This is a genomic window from Amycolatopsis sp. PSD-21, from assembly GCF_055561455.1.
On sequence record NZ_CM145712.1, the window covers coordinates 9,239,729 to 9,254,214 of the forward strand.

At 68.2% G+C, this 14,486-nt stretch carries 14 protein-coding genes; 9 read left to right on the forward strand and 5 right to left on the reverse strand.

Annotated features, from left to right (window positions below; translation table 11 throughout):
* Positions 1-101: 101 nt before the first annotated feature.
* The 4 genes from ACZ1DY_RS43620 (at position 102) to ACZ1DY_RS43635 (ending at position 3,451) form a co-directional block, all read left to right on the forward strand.
* Entirely contained in the window at positions 102-1,946 is a 1,845-nt protein-coding gene (locus ACZ1DY_RS43620) for an acyl-CoA dehydrogenase (protein WP_465483159.1), read from the forward strand.
* Between the two features lie 124 nt (positions 1,947-2,070).
* The gene (locus ACZ1DY_RS43625; RefSeq protein WP_016338181.1) at positions 2,071-2,346 is read left to right on the forward strand and encodes a GlsB/YeaQ/YmgE family stress response membrane protein; all 276 of its coding nucleotides are present in this window, start codon (positions 2,071-2,073) and stop codon (positions 2,344-2,346) included.
* A gap of 71 nt (positions 2,347-2,417) precedes the next feature.
* The gene (locus ACZ1DY_RS43630) at positions 2,418-2,714 is read left to right on the forward strand and encodes a GlsB/YeaQ/YmgE family stress response membrane protein (RefSeq protein ID WP_126736158.1); all 297 of its coding nucleotides are present in this window, start codon (positions 2,418-2,420) and stop codon (positions 2,712-2,714) included.
* Between the two features lie 20 nt (positions 2,715-2,734).
* Positions 2,735-3,451 (forward strand): leucine-rich repeat domain-containing protein, encoded by a 717-nt coding sequence (locus tag ACZ1DY_RS43635; RefSeq protein ID WP_465483160.1) that lies wholly within the window; start codon positions 2,735-2,737, stop codon positions 3,449-3,451.
* Between the two features lie 4 nt (positions 3,452-3,455).
* Here ACZ1DY_RS43635 and ACZ1DY_RS43640 read toward each other — a convergent pair whose 3' ends face one another.
* From ACZ1DY_RS43640 to ACZ1DY_RS43650, 3 genes are read right to left on the reverse strand one after another with little or no spacing between them, the layout of a single operon-like run.
* Positions 3,456-5,285, reverse strand: a complete 1,830-nt coding sequence (locus tag ACZ1DY_RS43640; RefSeq protein ID WP_465483161.1) for a VanW family protein — start codon at positions 5,283-5,285, stop codon at positions 3,456-3,458.
* A 26-nt stretch (positions 5,286-5,311) separates the two neighbouring features.
* Complete coding sequence (locus ACZ1DY_RS43645) at positions 5,312-5,605, reverse strand: GroES family chaperonin (protein ID WP_007032412.1); 294 nt, start codon at positions 5,603-5,605, stop codon at positions 5,312-5,314.
* A 40-nt stretch (positions 5,606-5,645) separates the two neighbouring features.
* Positions 5,646-7,454 (reverse strand): NHL domain-containing thioredoxin family protein, encoded by a 1,809-nt coding sequence (locus ACZ1DY_RS43650; RefSeq protein ID WP_465485795.1) that lies wholly within the window; start codon positions 7,452-7,454, stop codon positions 5,646-5,648.
* 179 nt (positions 7,455-7,633) lie between these two features.
* On the opposite strand from ACZ1DY_RS43650, the gene ACZ1DY_RS43655 reads away from it, so the two are divergent.
* Positions 7,634-8,203, forward strand: a complete 570-nt coding sequence (locus tag ACZ1DY_RS43655; RefSeq protein WP_126736161.1) for a hypothetical protein — start codon at positions 7,634-7,636, stop codon at positions 8,201-8,203.
* Here the strand turns inward: ACZ1DY_RS43655 and ACZ1DY_RS43660 are convergent.
* Together ACZ1DY_RS43660 and ACZ1DY_RS43665 are read right to left on the reverse strand one after the other, a co-directional pair.
* Positions 8,170-8,667 (reverse strand): SRPBCC family protein, encoded by a 498-nt coding sequence (locus ACZ1DY_RS43660; protein ID WP_465483162.1) that lies wholly within the window; start codon positions 8,665-8,667, stop codon positions 8,170-8,172. The two genes, ACZ1DY_RS43655 and ACZ1DY_RS43660, sit on opposite strands and share 34 nt — an antisense overlap.
* Positions 8,668-8,702: 35 nt before the next feature.
* Entirely contained in the window at positions 8,703-11,048 is a 2,346-nt protein-coding gene (locus ACZ1DY_RS43665) for an oxidoreductase (protein ID WP_257483445.1), read from the reverse strand.
* A gap of 276 nt (positions 11,049-11,324) precedes the next feature.
* Here ACZ1DY_RS43665 and ACZ1DY_RS43670 point away from each other — a divergent pair, with 276 nt between their 5' ends.
* The 4 genes from ACZ1DY_RS43670 to ACZ1DY_RS43685 all read left to right on the forward strand — a co-directional run bounded on the left by ACZ1DY_RS43670 (position 11,325) and on the right by ACZ1DY_RS43685 (position 14,485).
* Complete coding sequence (locus ACZ1DY_RS43670) at positions 11,325-11,915, forward strand: DUF3558 domain-containing protein (RefSeq protein WP_465483163.1); 591 nt, start codon at positions 11,325-11,327, stop codon at positions 11,913-11,915.
* Between the two features lie 246 nt (positions 11,916-12,161).
* Positions 12,162-12,668 (forward strand): hypothetical protein, encoded by a 507-nt coding sequence (locus ACZ1DY_RS43675; RefSeq protein WP_465483164.1) that lies wholly within the window; start codon positions 12,162-12,164, stop codon positions 12,666-12,668.
* A complete protein-coding gene (locus tag ACZ1DY_RS43680) occupies positions 12,669-13,286 on the forward strand; it encodes a DUF3558 domain-containing protein (RefSeq protein WP_465483165.1) in 618 nt (205 codons plus the stop codon).
* Complete coding sequence (locus tag ACZ1DY_RS43685; RefSeq protein ID WP_465483166.1) at positions 13,283-14,485, forward strand: hypothetical protein; 1,203 nt, start codon at positions 13,283-13,285, stop codon at positions 14,483-14,485. The genes ACZ1DY_RS43680 and ACZ1DY_RS43685 overlap by 4 nt, the downstream gene beginning before the upstream one ends.
* The last annotated feature ends 1 nt before the right edge of the window (position 14,486 follow it).

The following is a 14,486-nucleotide window of genomic DNA, read 5'->3' on the forward strand; positions in this document are numbered from 1 at the left end:
CCATTCACTTGCCGCCGGTTACCCACAGGTAATATCCTGAAGTTACCGGCGAGTAGGGGACGTGTGCCCGGCCGGGGAGCCGAACACATTGGAGTGACGAAATGGGCCACTACAAGAGCAACGTCCGAGACCTGGAGTTCAACCTCTTCGAGGTACTCGGCGTGCAGGACCGCCTCGGCAAGGGCGTCCTCGCGGAATCCGACGAGGAGACCACCCGCGGCGTGCTGACCGAGCTGAACAAGCTCGCTTCCGGTCCCCTCGCCGACTCGTACGCCGACGCGGACCGCAACCCGCCGGTGTACGACCCGAAGACCTTCTCGGTGAAGATCCCCGAGTCGTTCAAGAAGAGCTACCAGGCGCTGATGGACGGCGAATGGTGGCGGCTGGGCCTGCCGAACGAGCTCGGCGGCTTCGGCCTGCCCCCGACCGTGCAGTGGGCCGCGGCCGAGCTGATCCTCGGTGCCAACGCGCCGCTGTTCATGTACATGGCGGGCCCGAACTTCGCCGGCATCGTCGACAAGAACGGCACCGACGAGCAGAAGCGCTGGGCGCAGATCATGATCGACCGCGGCTGGGGCGCCACCATGGTGCTCACCGAGCCCGACGCCGGTTCCGACGTCGGCGCCGGCCGCGCCAAGGCCGTCAAGCAGGAGGACGGCTCCTGGCACATCGACGGCGTGAAGCGGTTCATCACCTCGGCCGAGAACGACATGGTCGAGAACATCATGCACCTGGTGCTGGCGCGTCCCGAGGGCCCCGGCATCGAGACCAAGCCCGGCACGAAGGGCCTTTCGCTCTTCCTCGTGCCGAAGTTCCACTTCGACGGCGAGACCGGTGAGCTGGGCGAGCGCAACGGCGCCTTCGTCACCAACGTCGAGCACAAGATGGGCATCAAGGCCTCCACCACCTGCGAGCTGACCTTCGGCCAGCACGGCACGCCCGCCAAGGGCTGGCTGCTCGGCGAGGTGCACGACGGCATCGCGCAGATGTTCCAGGTCATCGAGTACGCCCGCATGATGGTCGGCACGAAGGCCATCGCGACGCTGTCGACCGGTTACCTCAACGCGCTCGAGTACGCCAAGGAGCGCGTCCAGGGCGCCGACCTGCCGAACATGCTGAACAAGGCGGCGCCGCGCGTCACCATCACCCACCACCCGGACGTCCGCCGCTCGCTGATGCTGCAGAAGGCGTACGCCGAGGGCCTGCGCGCGGTGTACCTGTACACGGCGACCTTCCAGGACCAGGTGTGGACCGGCGAGGGCGACGAGGCTTCGCAGAAGATCGCGCACGGCGTCAACGACCTGCTGCTGCCGATCGTCAAGGGCGTCGGCTCCGAGCGCGCGACCGAGCAGCTCGTGCAGTCGCTGCAGACCCTCGGCGGGTCGGGCTTCCTGCAGGACTACCCGATCGAGCAGTACATCCGTGACGCGAAGATCGACTCGCTGTACGAAGGCACCACGGCCATCCAGTCGCTGGACTTCTTCTTCCGCAAGATCGTGCGCGACAAGGGCGCTTCGCTGGCCTACGTCGCCGGGGAGATCACGAAGACCATCGAGTCGGAGATCGGCAACGGGCGGCTCAAGAACGAGCGCGCCCTGCTCAAGCAGGCGCTGGAAGACACCCAGGGCATGCTCGGCTCGCTGATCGGCTACCTGACCTCGTCGCAGGAGGACCCGCAGAACATCAACAAGGTCGGCCAGCACACGGTCCGCCTGCTGATGTCGGTCGGCGACCTGCTCATCGGCTGGCAGCTCATCAAGCACGCCGAGGTCGCCATCGGCAAGCTCGACTCGGGCGCGTCCGCGAAGGACGTCCCGTTCTACGAGGGCAAGCTCGCGGTGGCGTCGTTCTTCGCGAAGAACGTGCTGCCGGAGCTGACGTCGCGCCGCGCGATCGTCGAGGCCGCGGACAACAGCCTCATGGACATCCCCGAGGCCGCGTTCTAAACGGTTTCGTGACGAAGAGCCCTCTCCGGCCCGGAGGGGGCTCTTCGTGGTTTCGAGGGGGATCTCCGGGGGAATTTCCGTGCTGAGTCCGCCCGTTGGCGGAGACCTCGGCAAAGGAGTCTCAATGACAGTCACCGGCATCATCACGGCGATCGTGGTCGGTTTGATCCTCGGGGTGCTCGGCAGGTTCTTCGCGCCCGGCAAGCAGTCCATCCCGATCTGGCTGACCATCGTCGTCGGTATCGTCGCCGCCTTCATCGGTACGGCGATCGCCCGTGGACTCGGCTACGCGGACACGAAGGGCTTCGACTGGCTCGAACTCATCACCCAGATCGTCATCGCCGGTATCGGGGTGACCCTGGCCGCGAACCTCTACGGACGGCGCAGTGTCACCCGGTAAGGGGTCTTGAGGCGCGATGAGCCCGAATCGGTGTCACCGTGGGCTCATCGATCTCCAGCGAAGGAGGAACCATGTTGGGTGGCCTTTGGGGCATCATCACCACGATCGTGGTCGGGTTGATCCTCGGCGTCATCGGCCGGATGATCGCGCCCGGCGACCAGAAGATCCCGATGTGGCTGACGATCGTCGTCGGCATCATCGCCGCCTTCATCGGCAACTGGCTGGCCGGTGTGTTCGGTGTCCGTGACACCGCGGGCATCGACTGGATCCGCCACGCCTTCCAGGTCGGCGCGGCGATCGTCGGCGTGATCGGAGCGGCCGCGATCTACGCGAAGGTCAAGGGCGGCGGGCACCGGACAGTCACCTGATCCCGTTACGGTCGGCCCCTGTGACCACTCGACTCGATCTCAGTGGCCAGGGGCTGACCTCCCTGCCCGGCACCTCCCTCCCGTCCTCGCTCGAGCACCTGGACCTGTACGACAACCGGCTGACGTCCGTTCCCCACGAGCTGTGGTCGCTGTCCGGGCTCCGCGTGCTGAATCTGGCCGCCAACCGGCTCACCACCATTTCGCCCGCGATCGGAGGCCTGCGGAATCTGCACACCCTGGATCTGGGGCACAACGAGCTTCCAGCTCTGCCAGACGAACTCGGCGAGCTCGCCGGGCTGACGGAATACCTCTACGTGAGCGACAACCGGCTCACCGAATTCCCCGCCGCGCTCTGTTCGCTCAGGCAGCTGAAATACCTTGGCTGCACGGACAATCGCATCCCGACGCTCCCGGAAGACCTCTCCGGGCTGGCCTCGTTGCGCGAATTCCGCTTGTACGGCAACGGCCTGACCGAACTGCCGGAGTCGATCGGGACGCTCTCCGCGTTACGCGAACTGCATCTGCGGAAGAACCTGCTGACTTCCTTGCCGTCCTCCATCGGGGAGCTGAGCGAATTGCGTCAGCTGGATCTGCGCGAGAACAAGCTGACCTCGCTGCCGTCGTCCATCGCCCGGCTGTCCAAATTGGACAAACTGGATCTGCGCTGGAACAAGGAGTTGCGGGAGCCGTCGTGGCTAGCGGACTTCGAGGCGCGTGGCTGCATGGTGCTGCGATGAGCACTCAGGCGCAGATGATCGTGGCCCGCGGCGAGTAGGTCGCGTTGCGGGTTTCGCGGCGGACCTCCGTCCCGGTGACGACGTCGATCAGCACGCGGGTGTCCGACGTGCTGAACCCGGCCGCACCGGGATCCGGCACACAGCCGGGCCCCGACCCCATCTGCACCGGCTGGGGAACGTAGGAATGCCGCTCGCCGCCGACGCTCTGCACCGAGAACCGTTTCGTACCCCAGATCCGCACGGTCACCGAACCGTTCGCGGGGAGCACCTGGATCGCGATCCCGGTCGGGGCGTCGTTGACGATCTGCAGCTCGACCGGTGAGCCGTCCGCGTTGATCGCCTTGGCGTCACGCGCGACCGGATAGCGGTCGAGGTAGTGGTCGTGCTCCAGATGCCCGCCGTCGGCAAGGCCCGCCAGGTACGCGGCGTTGTAGAGCGTCGTCGCGAGCTGGGAGACGCCGCCGCCGACCACGACCGGGCCGGTGCCGTCTTCGTTCACCGGGGCGGGGACGTAGCCCGCGTCCGCCGTCCTCGCCCCGGACCGCGCGCCGAGGCTGAACGTCTCGTTCGGCTTCACGATGGCGCCGGAGACCCGGCCAGCCAACGCCTGGACGTTCGTCATCGCCGGTCCGCTCAGGCCCGAGGTGGTGAATTCGCCGATGATCTCGTTGATGCCGAGGACGTTCGCCGCGTCGGTGCTGACGGCCGGGCTGCTGGCGTCGTAGACCGCCCTCAGCTCCCGCTCCTCGCTCTTCGCGAGCACCGAGGTCAGCGACGAGAACGTGAGGTCCCAGTTGACCTTCCGCGCGTCCTTCGACGGCTGCACGGCCGGCCGGTCGCCGACGAAGACGATCTGCGCGTCCGCCCCGTCGGTCTCGGTCTCCTTGAGCTGAGGCTGCGCGGCGGCGCGCAGTTTGCCCTGGTCGATGCGGACTTCGAGGTTGCCGTCGTCACGTGCGGCGAACTGGAAGGCCCCCGCGATCGTGTTCGGCTTCAGCGTCGCGTCCTTGCCTTCACCGCGGATGACGAGCGGCTTCGCGACCGCGGGCACGACGATCTTGACGAGCGCGGCGTGCACGCCGGGCGAAGTCGCCTTCACGGGCGCGACGTTCACCCTCAGCTCGACACCCTCGTCGCTCAGCCAGCGGTCGGTGACCGCGGCGACCGCCTCCTTGACGTCGGCGAGCGCCTGCCCGTGCCGCGGTTCGACCGCGGCCGGGACGACGCCGCCGTCGGTGCCCGCGACGGGCTGGAACGTGATGTTCCCTTCGACCGGCGGGCGGTTGAGCTGCGTGGCGGCGAGGTCCGAGACAGCTTTTTCGAGCTTCGGTGCGTCGGTCCAGGTGACGACGCCGACCTCACGGCTGCTGAAGAACGACATCAGCCGCGTGTACGGGCTCAGCGGCTGGTGACCGGCGCGCCCCAGCGTCTGCGGCCAGTCCAGGCCGAGACCGGACGACGTCGGGTACAGCACCGTCCGGACGTCGCCCGCCCGCACCCGCACCGGCTCGATCAGCCTGGGCTCCAGCTCACGGCGGAGCTTCGACTCGGCCTCCTTGTGCGTGAGGCCGCCGACGTCGATCCCCGCGACCGTGACGCCGCGCGGGACGTCCCCGGCGCTGACGATCAGGTCGACCGCGTACGCGACCACGAAGAGGCCCATGAGCACCCCGGTGACCATGAGGGCCTTGCCGAGCCCCCTGCGGAGCTTCGACGCGGGCGTGAGCGGCGGCTGGACCACCCGGTCGCCCTCGAAGAGCTCGTCCACCAGGTCCTGGTCGGAGTCCGGGAGGAGGTCGTCGGTGAACAGGTCGTCTTGCCCATCGCGTGCCAAGTCTCCCCACCCCTCCCGCAGCCGAGCTACAAGTACAACCCCGTGCCGTGTTCGGTCCGTTCGGTCGCCACGGCGTGGATGTCGCGCTCCCGCATCACCAGGTGCCCCTCACCCTGGATCTCGACCTCGTGCTGGTCGTCCGGGTTGAACAGCACACGGTCACCGGTCTTGACGTTCCGCACACTGTTGCCCACGCCCAGTACATCACCCCACGCGAGGCGCCGCGCGACCTGCGCGGTGGCGGGGATGACGATGCCGCCCGAACTCCGGCGCTCCCCGTCCTCGGGGGACAGCTTCACGAGCACCCTGTCCTGCAACATCTGAATCTCGAGTTTCGGCCGATCTGACACACCTACGACTCTACTTACCCGGATCCCCGGCCATGACCAGGCTCAGCACGCTTTCTCCGCCCTTTTCGAACCGCACCGGCACGCCCCAGTCCTGCCGGGTGATGCGGCAGGCGGGGTGCTCGCCTCCGTCATCACAGCTGGCGGCCTGCGCGACGACCTGCAGGACACCGCCGGAGACGCCCTCGGCGAAGCGGAGCTTGCGGAACAGGTCCGTGCCCACCCCCGCGCCGTCGGCGAGCAGTTCCGGCGGCGACGCGCTGATCTCCAGCCGCGTCGACGGGCCGAACCGGTCGTCGAGCTTCTCTCCCGGCGGCGGGGTGAAGACGACGGAGAACTCCAGCTCACCCGGCGCCAGCACGGTCGGCGGACGGCGGACCGCGTGCGCGTCCCCGGCCACCGCCTGCTCACCGAGCGGCACCGGCCCGATGCGGTTGGCCGCGGACTCGACGACCAGCAGTTCGCCGTCGTGCACGAGCAGGCCGGAGGGTTCCGCGAGACCGGTCGCGAGCGTGGTGACCTGGCGGGTGAGCGGGTCGTAGCGGCGGACCGCGCCGTTGTAGGTGTCGGCGATCGCGATGGTCTCGCCGGGCAGCACGGCGAGGCCGAGCGGATGCTGCAGGAGCGCCTTGTCGGCGGGGCCGTCGACGTGACCGAAGGAGAACAGGTCGACGCCGACCGCGGTGTGCACGGTGAACGTCTCGCCCTCGGGCTGGATCCAGCGCAGCGCCGACGTCTCCGCGTCCGCGAGCCACAGCTTCCGCCCGTCGGGCGTGAGACCGGACGTCTGCGCGAAGAACGCTTCGTGGACGTCGCCGTCACGCAGGCCTTCGACGGTCGTGCCGGCGAAGCGGCGGATGCTGCCCGAGACCGGCTCGAACACGCTCAAGGTGTGGTTGCCCGCCATGGCGACCACGACGCCGCCCGCCGGGCCCCACCAGGCGACGTCCCAGGGGCTGGTGAGGTCGATGTCGAGCGCCTTGCCGGTGTCGACGCCGTCGCGCCATTGACGGCCCGTGCCGGCGACCGTGGAGACCTCGCCGGTGATCAGGTCGATACCGCGCAGGCGGTGACCGGCCGTGTCGGCGACGACGGCGTGGTAACCCGCGCGCTCGGCGACCTCGTACGGCAACAGGGTGATCCCGGACGGCTCCGTGAAGCTCGCCAGGTCGAACGGCCCGTCCTGCGCGCCGCGCCGGCCGCTGCCGAAGCGGCGGATGATCGTCTCGCCGTCGGACGCGAACTCGACGATGGAGTGGTTGCCGGTGTCGGCGACCAGGATGCGGCCTTCGGCGGTGGTGACGGCCTTGCTCGGGAAGCGCAGCTCGGTGCGCTGCTCCTCCACCGGGACGTACGGGCTGCCGCCGCGGCGCAGCGTGCCCTTGGCCTCGTGGGTCGCGACGAGGTCGGCGATCACCCGGCGCAGCGCCTCGGCGTGCCCCTCGCCGGCGGCGACGTGCACGACGTAACCCTCGGGGTCGACGACGACCAGCGTCGGCCACGCCTTGACCGCGTACTGCGACCAGGTGGCCATCTTCGGGTCGTTGAGGACGGGGTGGTGCACCTCGTAGCGCCGCACGGCGGCCTCGATCGCGGCCGCCTCGCCCTCGTGCAGGAACTTGGGCGAATGCACGCCGATGGTCACCAGGACGTCGGCGAATTCGGCCTCCAGCGGGCGCAGCTCGTCCAGCACGTGCAGGCAGTTGATGCAGCCACTGGTCCAGAAGTCCAGCAGGACGACGCGGCCGCGCAGCCCGGCGAGCGTGATCCGCTCGCCGCCGGTGTTGAGCCACACGTCGCCGTCGAGCTCGGGCGCCCGCACGCGGGACTGCGTTCGTGGGGAAGTCACGACATGAGTGAACTACACGCCCGGCCGTGCTGTTCCGACGTCCAGGCGTTGAGAGGGCGAGCTCACCCCAGGGGAGGAGCCTCATGTGGGTGATGAGGGAGTGGTGTTAAAAGAGAAGGCGTGTTCGAGTCACGCGACTTAGGCTCGAACACATGTCCACTGTTGAGCACGCCTTCACCATCGAGGAGGCACACGACCTCCAGGCGAGCTTGGCCGAACCCGTGCGTCCCGGGTTGAGCGAGGCCGAGCTCGACGACGTCGAAGCCCGCTTCGGTTTCCGGTTCGCCGCCGACCACCGCACCTTCCTGTCCGCCGGGGTGCCGATCGGCGACCGCTGGCCGGACTGGCGCTGCGGCAACCCCGACCAGCTGCGAAAACGCCTGGACTGGCCGGTCGACGGCGTGCTGTACGACGTCGAACACAACGGCTTCTGGCTGCCGGACTGGGGCATGCGCCCGATCGACCTCGCCGACGCGCTTTCGCGGGCCCGCTCGCATCTGGCGCTCGCCCCTCAGCTGGTGCCCGTCTGCGGGCACCGGTATCTGCCGGGGATCCCCGGGAGCCAGGGGTATCCGGTGCTGTCGGTGTATCAGACCGACATCGTCTATTACGGCTACGACCTGCGGGGATACCTCCGGCACGACTTCTGCGGCCAGCCGCTGGGCACCCCGCCGCCCGGCGGGCCGCGTCAGATCGAGTTCTGGTCGCGGTTCGTGGAGTGAGGCGACTCGGCGGCCGCCTTCAGCCTGGCCAGCGTCGCGGCGATGTTCGCCCGGTTGGCGTCGTCCCGCTTCCAGACCCCGGTGAACAGCGACGTCGGCCCGCGCAGCCAGGCAGGCCGCCGGTCCCACGTGCTTTCGACGGCCACGCAACCGTCGTCCGTCGCCTCGATGTCGTACTGCCAGCGCGAGACGGGAAGACCGGCGAACGTGGTCACCTCGAACGCGAACCGCTTGCCCTCGTCGGCGTCGGTGATCGTCGAAAGGGTGCTCCAGCGACGGAAGCCCCGGCGGTTGCGGCCGCGGAACTTGGCGCCGACGGCGGGCTCCTTCGCCGCACCGACCCATCGGTGTCCTTCGTACTCCTCGGCCATGTCCGCGAGCGCGCCCGGGTCGCTGACCAGGGCGTACACCTTCTCGGGCGGGGCGGCGATCGCGATCTTGCCGGTGGCGCTGCGCTGCGTCATCACATACCTCCGTACTGAGGGTATGTGAAATACCCTCAGTTGTCGCGGCGGAGCATCCGGCTGATACCGGCCGCGACCGTCGTCGCCAGCACCCAGCCCGAGGCGGTGAACCCTGCCGCGACCCAGTTGTCCATGCCGTGCATGTACCAGCGCGACTTGTTGCCGAAGTCGACGATCGGGACCAGGAGGTCGATCGTGTACAGCACCGGGTTCCATTGCAGCCCGGTGTCGTCCTGGTTGACCAGGCACCGCGGCCCGCTCACCGTGAGCTTCGGATTCGTGACGCAGTCGTCGACGCCGAGCCCGAACCACAGGCTCCCCAGCACGAGCAGTGTCAGCAGCCAGCCGAGCGCGCGCACCGGACGGAAGCCGTAGCCGACCATCGACCGCTGCAACCAGCTCCACACGTGCACACCGGGTCCGAAGAACTTGAAGCCCTTCGCGAGCGCCTCGTATCGGAACTGCTGCTTCTTCAACAGCACCGTGGAGGCGTGCTCTTCGTTACCGGACGCGCGCAGCGTCGCCGCCAGCTGGTCGTACGGTCCCGGGCGGTAGCCGTCCATCGCCTTGCGCAGCAACGCGATCCGATGATCGATCGCCCGGTCGTCGTCGAGCGCGATGTCCTCTTGCAGTGCGTCGTAACGGAAATCCTCCAGCTCGATCCCGCTCGCCGACGCCCAGAACGCCTCGTTGTCGCCCAGCGTCCCGCAATGCGCGCGCCGCAGCACGATCCGGCCGTCCGGCGGGACACCGGGCGTGAGCAGGAACTCGTCGGCCGAGACGTCGCTGCCGTCGAGCGCGATCCCGTGCTGTGGCAGGGAACCGAGCCGCGCGCCGCGGAAGTCGACGCGCCGCGCGACCTGTGCGCCGTCGAGGTTGACCCCGCCCTGCGCGACGAACGGGCGCTCCTTGTTCTCGGTGAGGATCAGGTCCCGGCCGATCCGCGCGGTGCGGACGTCCAGCGAGTAACTGGTGCGCGTGCGGGCGCCGGGCTCGGTCAGGCTCGTGCCGAAGAGGTTCACGCTGCCGCCGATCTCGGCGCCCTGCAACCGCAAGGTGCCCTGGACGGTCGCGTCGGTGAGCTGGAAGTTGCCCGCGATCTTCGCGCGCCGCGCGGAAAAGACGTCGCGGCGCGGATGGAGGAACATCGAGTTCCACGCCAGCACGTTGCCGCCGACGGTGATGTCGGCCATGCGCAACTGCCCGGACGGCACGCGCAGGCTCGTCGCCTCCAGATCGCCGCCGATCGTGGTCCCGTCGAGGTGGATCGCGCGGTCGTAGTAGGGAAGGGTCTGCCCGCGGACGACCTGCACCTCGGCGCCCGCCAGTCGCAGCGAACCGCCGATCCGGGCGTTGACCATCCGCAGCGTCCCGGTCGCCTGCATACCGTCGCTCAGCTCGAGGTTCCCCTTGACCGTCGAGCGATCCGCGACCAGCGCCGGCCGCGGATCGATGTACGGATCGTTCGACTTCCACGCGTCGACGACGATCGGCCCGGCCTGGTTCACCGAAAGCTTGGCCTCGCGCAAAATGATGTCACTGTCCACAGTGGCGCTCGGCAGGAACATGATCCCACTGGCGGAAAAGCGTTTCCGCTGCGCCGCCGGCCCGTAGTTGTCCACCTCGCACAGCAGGCTGCCGCCGATGTGGATGCCGTTCCCGTTGAGCGCGAAGCCGTCGCGGTTGTTCAGCGTCGCGCCGGAGAAGTTGACGTTACCGCCGGCGCGCATCCCCGGGATGCGGACTTCCCCGTTGGCCACCAGCCGATACGCCAGCAGCGCACCCACGATGTTGACCCGGTCGGCCTGGATCGCCTTGCCGCGCGGATGGGTGATCACCGTGCGGGTCAGCACCACCGATCCCTCGATGACCGCGTCGGTGAGGTTGACCGCCGCGTTCGGCATCCCGCGCTCGCGATCGTCGCCGCGCTGGACCGTGGTCTCCTCGATCTCGTGCTCGGCGTCGACGTGCACGACACTGCGGATGAGGCGGACGTCGTTGCGGGTGCGGAGATTGCGCGCCTTGAGCCCGGGCAGCCAGCATTTGCGGAACACGAGCCCGAGCAGATGCGCCTCACGGACGTCCGGCGGATGCTCGAACCGGCACCGCTCGAACCGGAACAGATACTTGATGTCGGCCGCGCGCAGATCGAGCGTCCCGGTGATGTAGGCGTCCTCGACCTGCACGATCGGCGCGTTGGTCGCCTGGCGACGCCAGCGGAGCAGCCCCGTCGTGCCCGGCTTCATCAGCTCGGACGCCGGGACCTCGTACCGCTTGTCGGGGTTCGGATCGAACGGGTCGAGCGGCGGCAGCGACGTGTCGCCGTTCTGGTCGCCTTCCCCCGGATCGCGCGGCCCGTTGTTGCGCCGAAAACCCGGCATCGTCTCGCTTCCCTCCCCCGTCGTTCCTCGGCCACCAGCGAAGCCGATCACGCACGGGATTCGCAAGTGGCCCAGGACAGTAGACCGGAACCTGCCATGGCGGTATGACGGCAGAACGGCCGCCCCGGGTTCCGGACCAGGCCGTTTCTCTCGGTGCCGGTGATCTTGGCCGGATCGGCCGCCGGTTCCGTGGTTCGCTGCTGCGGTCACTCACCGCAGTCGGCGATGGACTACGGGTAGGCCGCGCCCTTCGCGGCCCGTGCGGGGAGGCACGACATGAAGCGTTTCTTGGTCTTGGCGGCGGCAGCATCGCTCTTGAGCGGCGGTTGCGGCACACAGGTGACCGGCACGGCGACGACGAGTTCGCCGTCTGCACCACGGCTTCCGTCCGATGGAGCTCCGGCGGTGGCGAAACCGATCGCCGCCACGGCAGCGGTCGAGGCGGACCCTTGCAGCGCCATTCCCACCGCCGAGATCGAGGCGATCGGCGGCAAGGTCAAGAGGACGCGAGTTGACGACCTGACCATGGGAAACGCCTGCGCCTGGGTCTTCCAAGAAGCGCCGAACACCCTCAGCGCTGGTCTCGTCACTGGGAACAAGGACGGTCTAAGCGCACTCTACGCACAGAACGCGACTGGTGGCCTCACCACCTTCAAACCGGTCGATCCGGTCGATGGGTACCCAGCAGTCATCTACGCCAATGGCGGCGAAGGCAAAGGGAACTGCACCCTCGCCGTCGGTGTTCGAGATGACCTCGTCTATACCGTCATCCCAAGCCTGACCGACCACCACCCTTCCTACCCGGACCCATGCGGGATGGCGACCAAGGTCGCCTCGGCGGCGATCAGGAACCTCGCCGGCGCTTAGCTCGCCGACGACTCGCTTCATTCGGAGGGGATACCGCGTCTGCCTCCTAAGCCCGGCGATCCAGACAGCGAAAGAGGGCCATCCAGGACGAAATGCGCCAGATCGGACCGAGCGACCCATCTTTCGATGGCGATCTTCACGAAGGTGCTGATCAACGGTTTACCTGCTGCTATCGTCACCGGTTGGAGTCGGTAGGGAACTACGGGTAGGTCGCGCCCCGTCGCGGCCCGTGCGGGGAGGCACGACATGACCACACCGGGAAGCGGCCCTCGAGGGGTCTACGACCAGCTGAACACCACGCCGCCGCAGGCACCGCCACAGGGCTCGGGGTTGATCCAGGGCGCCGCCGCGGCACCGCCACCGCCTGGTCCGCCGCCGGACTACCGCAATCTCGGCGCCGGCCAGGCAAAGGCCGACTTCGCGGCCGCCTCGGCGAACGGCGGCTGGGAGTTCGACCCGGCAGCCATGGACAAGGTCATCAAGGCGCTCCAGGACAGTCTGGACAACGACTACAGCCGGGCCAATACCGAGGCGACGTTCCTCACCGGGATCGATGCCATGGGCACAGAGGTGGGCAGCGAGGGATACGTGGCCAAGGCCAACGCATCCGGCGCCGCCTACCAGGAGTTTCTCCGCAGCGCGGTGGACTACACCACTGCCTATGTGGATACGTTGAGGCAAATCCGTGACGCGTACCAGCGGCAGGACCAAGCCGCTTTGGACGCAATCCGCGACGTCGGAAAGGCAGTTTGAATGGGATCGCGTTCGGCCCTTTTGGTTTTGGCGACAGCAGCGTTGCTCGTGAGCGCATGCAGCGATTCCAACAACGGCAACCCGACCACACCAGCGCCCTCGTCCCCCGGTGACCAGGCGAGTTCGCTACCGCGGGCCGGTGCGCCGAACATCGATCGGCCTCTCGACACCGCTGCCGCCGAAGCCGATCCTTGCAGTGTTGTGAAGAACGATCAGGTACAAGCGTTCGGCGGGGGCGCGGTGGACCGATCCCGGGTGGAAGAACTGTCCTCCGGCAAGGTGTGCACCTGGGTCTTCGCCGACGGGCTGGGCACGATCAGTGCGGGCATGAACACCGGCGAACGAGACGGTCTGAGTCACCTGTACGCGTTGAACGCACAGGGCAGCGGCCTCACCACTTTCAAGCCGTCGGAACCGATCGACGGGTATCCGTCTGTGGTCTTCGCCAACGGCGGCGAGCGCAGCTATGTCTGCAATCTGGCCGTCGGTGTACGCAACGACCTCATGTACACGATCATCGCGACACCTGGAACCAGTAACCCGAACCGGTCTGATCCGTGTGGAATGGCAACCAAACTGGGTACGCACGCGATTCAGCATCTCAAGGCGGCACAATGACCTACAGCGGGTGGGAGATCTTCGAGAAGCTCAACGCCAACCCCCAGACCACTAAGCGGCTCGACGCGGCGCAAGTGGCCTCCCACAAGCTGCTGGTTATCCACGAGGACATCAGCAAGGCGATGGAGAACAGTCAGACCGCGCTCAGTTCCTTCTGGAAGGGCAAAGCAGCCGACTCCGGAACAGCGGGCCTCGCCCCGCTCATCGCGACCTCCAAGATCGCGGGCGAGAACATGGATCGCGCCCGTCAGTCGATGTTCGACCAGAACGCCTCTTTCCATTACACGCGCGGCAATGTGCGTCCGGTCGAGAAGGAGCGCGCGGGGGACAGCGGGCCTGAAGACGTCTTGTCCATCGGCGCGAGTGACGACGAGATCGCGGCGGCGAAGTTCGACGCGGACACGAAGCACAACGTCGAGATCTACGAGCCGTATTACCAGAGCACTCAGCCGCGGCAGCAGTCGCTCGCGCCGGCTTATCCGGCCGCGCACGATCCGAACGTTTCGTCGGGGCCGATCACGCCGGATCCGATCGATCCCGGGCAGACCAAGGTCAGCGGGTTCAGTGGCGGGCCCGGCGACTCGGGGCGGCACAGTGGTCCCAGCGGGTACACCGGCGGGCCGAGTTCCTACAGCGCGCCTCCGGGGGCCGAGGGGTATCAGGCGCCGAGGCCGCCGCAGGTTCCGCCGGCGCCGAGGGTTCCGCAGGTCCCACGACCGTTGCCGTCCTCGGAGCCGAACGATCGGACGAAGCTGTCCTGGGCGGATGACAGGGTCCAGGGGCGTCCCGGTAACTTCCCGCCGCCCAACTTCGGGCCAGGACCCGGCGGACCTGGTGGTGGCGGCAGCGGATTCGGGCCTGGATCGGGCGGATTCAGCGGCGGTTTCGGGCCCGGCGGCGGGTTCGGGCCGGGTGGGTCGACCGGCGGGCCGGGGAGCATGGGGCCCGGTCGTGGCGTCGGCGCCGCCATGCCCGGTGAAGGCGCCATGCGCGGCACACCGGCGGGAGGCCCAGCGGCGGCGGGACGCCCTGGCGCGCCCGGAATGGGTGGCGGCGGCATGGGCGCCGGTGCCGGTAAGGGCAAGGGCGCCGAGGACGAAGAGCACCAGCGCAAGATCACGCTGCAGGAAGAGGACGGCGACTCCCTCTTCGGCGGTTACGACGGGGACAAGCCGGTTCCGCCGGTGATCGGCGCGTAAT

Bases quoted from the DNA above. Each gene is read 5' to 3' on its own strand.
- ACZ1DY_RS43620 (WP_465483159.1), top strand. From the start codon at position 102: ATGGGCCACTACAAGAGCAACGTCCGAGACCTGGAGTTCAACCTCTTC.
- ACZ1DY_RS43625 (WP_016338181.1), top strand. From the start codon at position 2,071: ATGACAGTCACCGGCATCATCACGGCGATCGTGGTCGGTTTGATCCTC.
- ACZ1DY_RS43630 (WP_126736158.1), top strand. From the start codon at position 2,418: ATGTTGGGTGGCCTTTGGGGCATCATCACCACGATCGTGGTCGGGTTG.
- ACZ1DY_RS43645 (WP_007032412.1), bottom strand. From the start codon at position 5,605: ATGTTGCAGGACAGGGTGCTCGTGAAGCTGTCCCCCGAGGACGGGGAG.
- ACZ1DY_RS43655 (WP_126736161.1), top strand. From the start codon at position 7,634: ATGTCCACTGTTGAGCACGCCTTCACCATCGAGGAGGCACACGACCTC.
- ACZ1DY_RS43660 (WP_465483162.1), bottom strand. From the start codon at position 8,667: ATGACGCAGCGCAGCGCCACCGGCAAGATCGCGATCGCCGCCCCGCCC.
- ACZ1DY_RS43665 (WP_257483445.1), bottom strand. From the start codon at position 11,048: ATGCCGGGTTTTCGGCGCAACAACGGGCCGCGCGATCCGGGGGAAGGC.
- ACZ1DY_RS43670 (WP_465483163.1), top strand. From the start codon at position 11,325: ATGAAGCGTTTCTTGGTCTTGGCGGCGGCAGCATCGCTCTTGAGCGGC.
- ACZ1DY_RS43675 (WP_465483164.1), top strand. From the start codon at position 12,162: ATGACCACACCGGGAAGCGGCCCTCGAGGGGTCTACGACCAGCTGAAC.
- ACZ1DY_RS43680 (WP_465483165.1), top strand. From the start codon at position 12,669: ATGGGATCGCGTTCGGCCCTTTTGGTTTTGGCGACAGCAGCGTTGCTC.
- ACZ1DY_RS43685 (WP_465483166.1), top strand. From the start codon at position 13,283: ATGACCTACAGCGGGTGGGAGATCTTCGAGAAGCTCAACGCCAACCCC.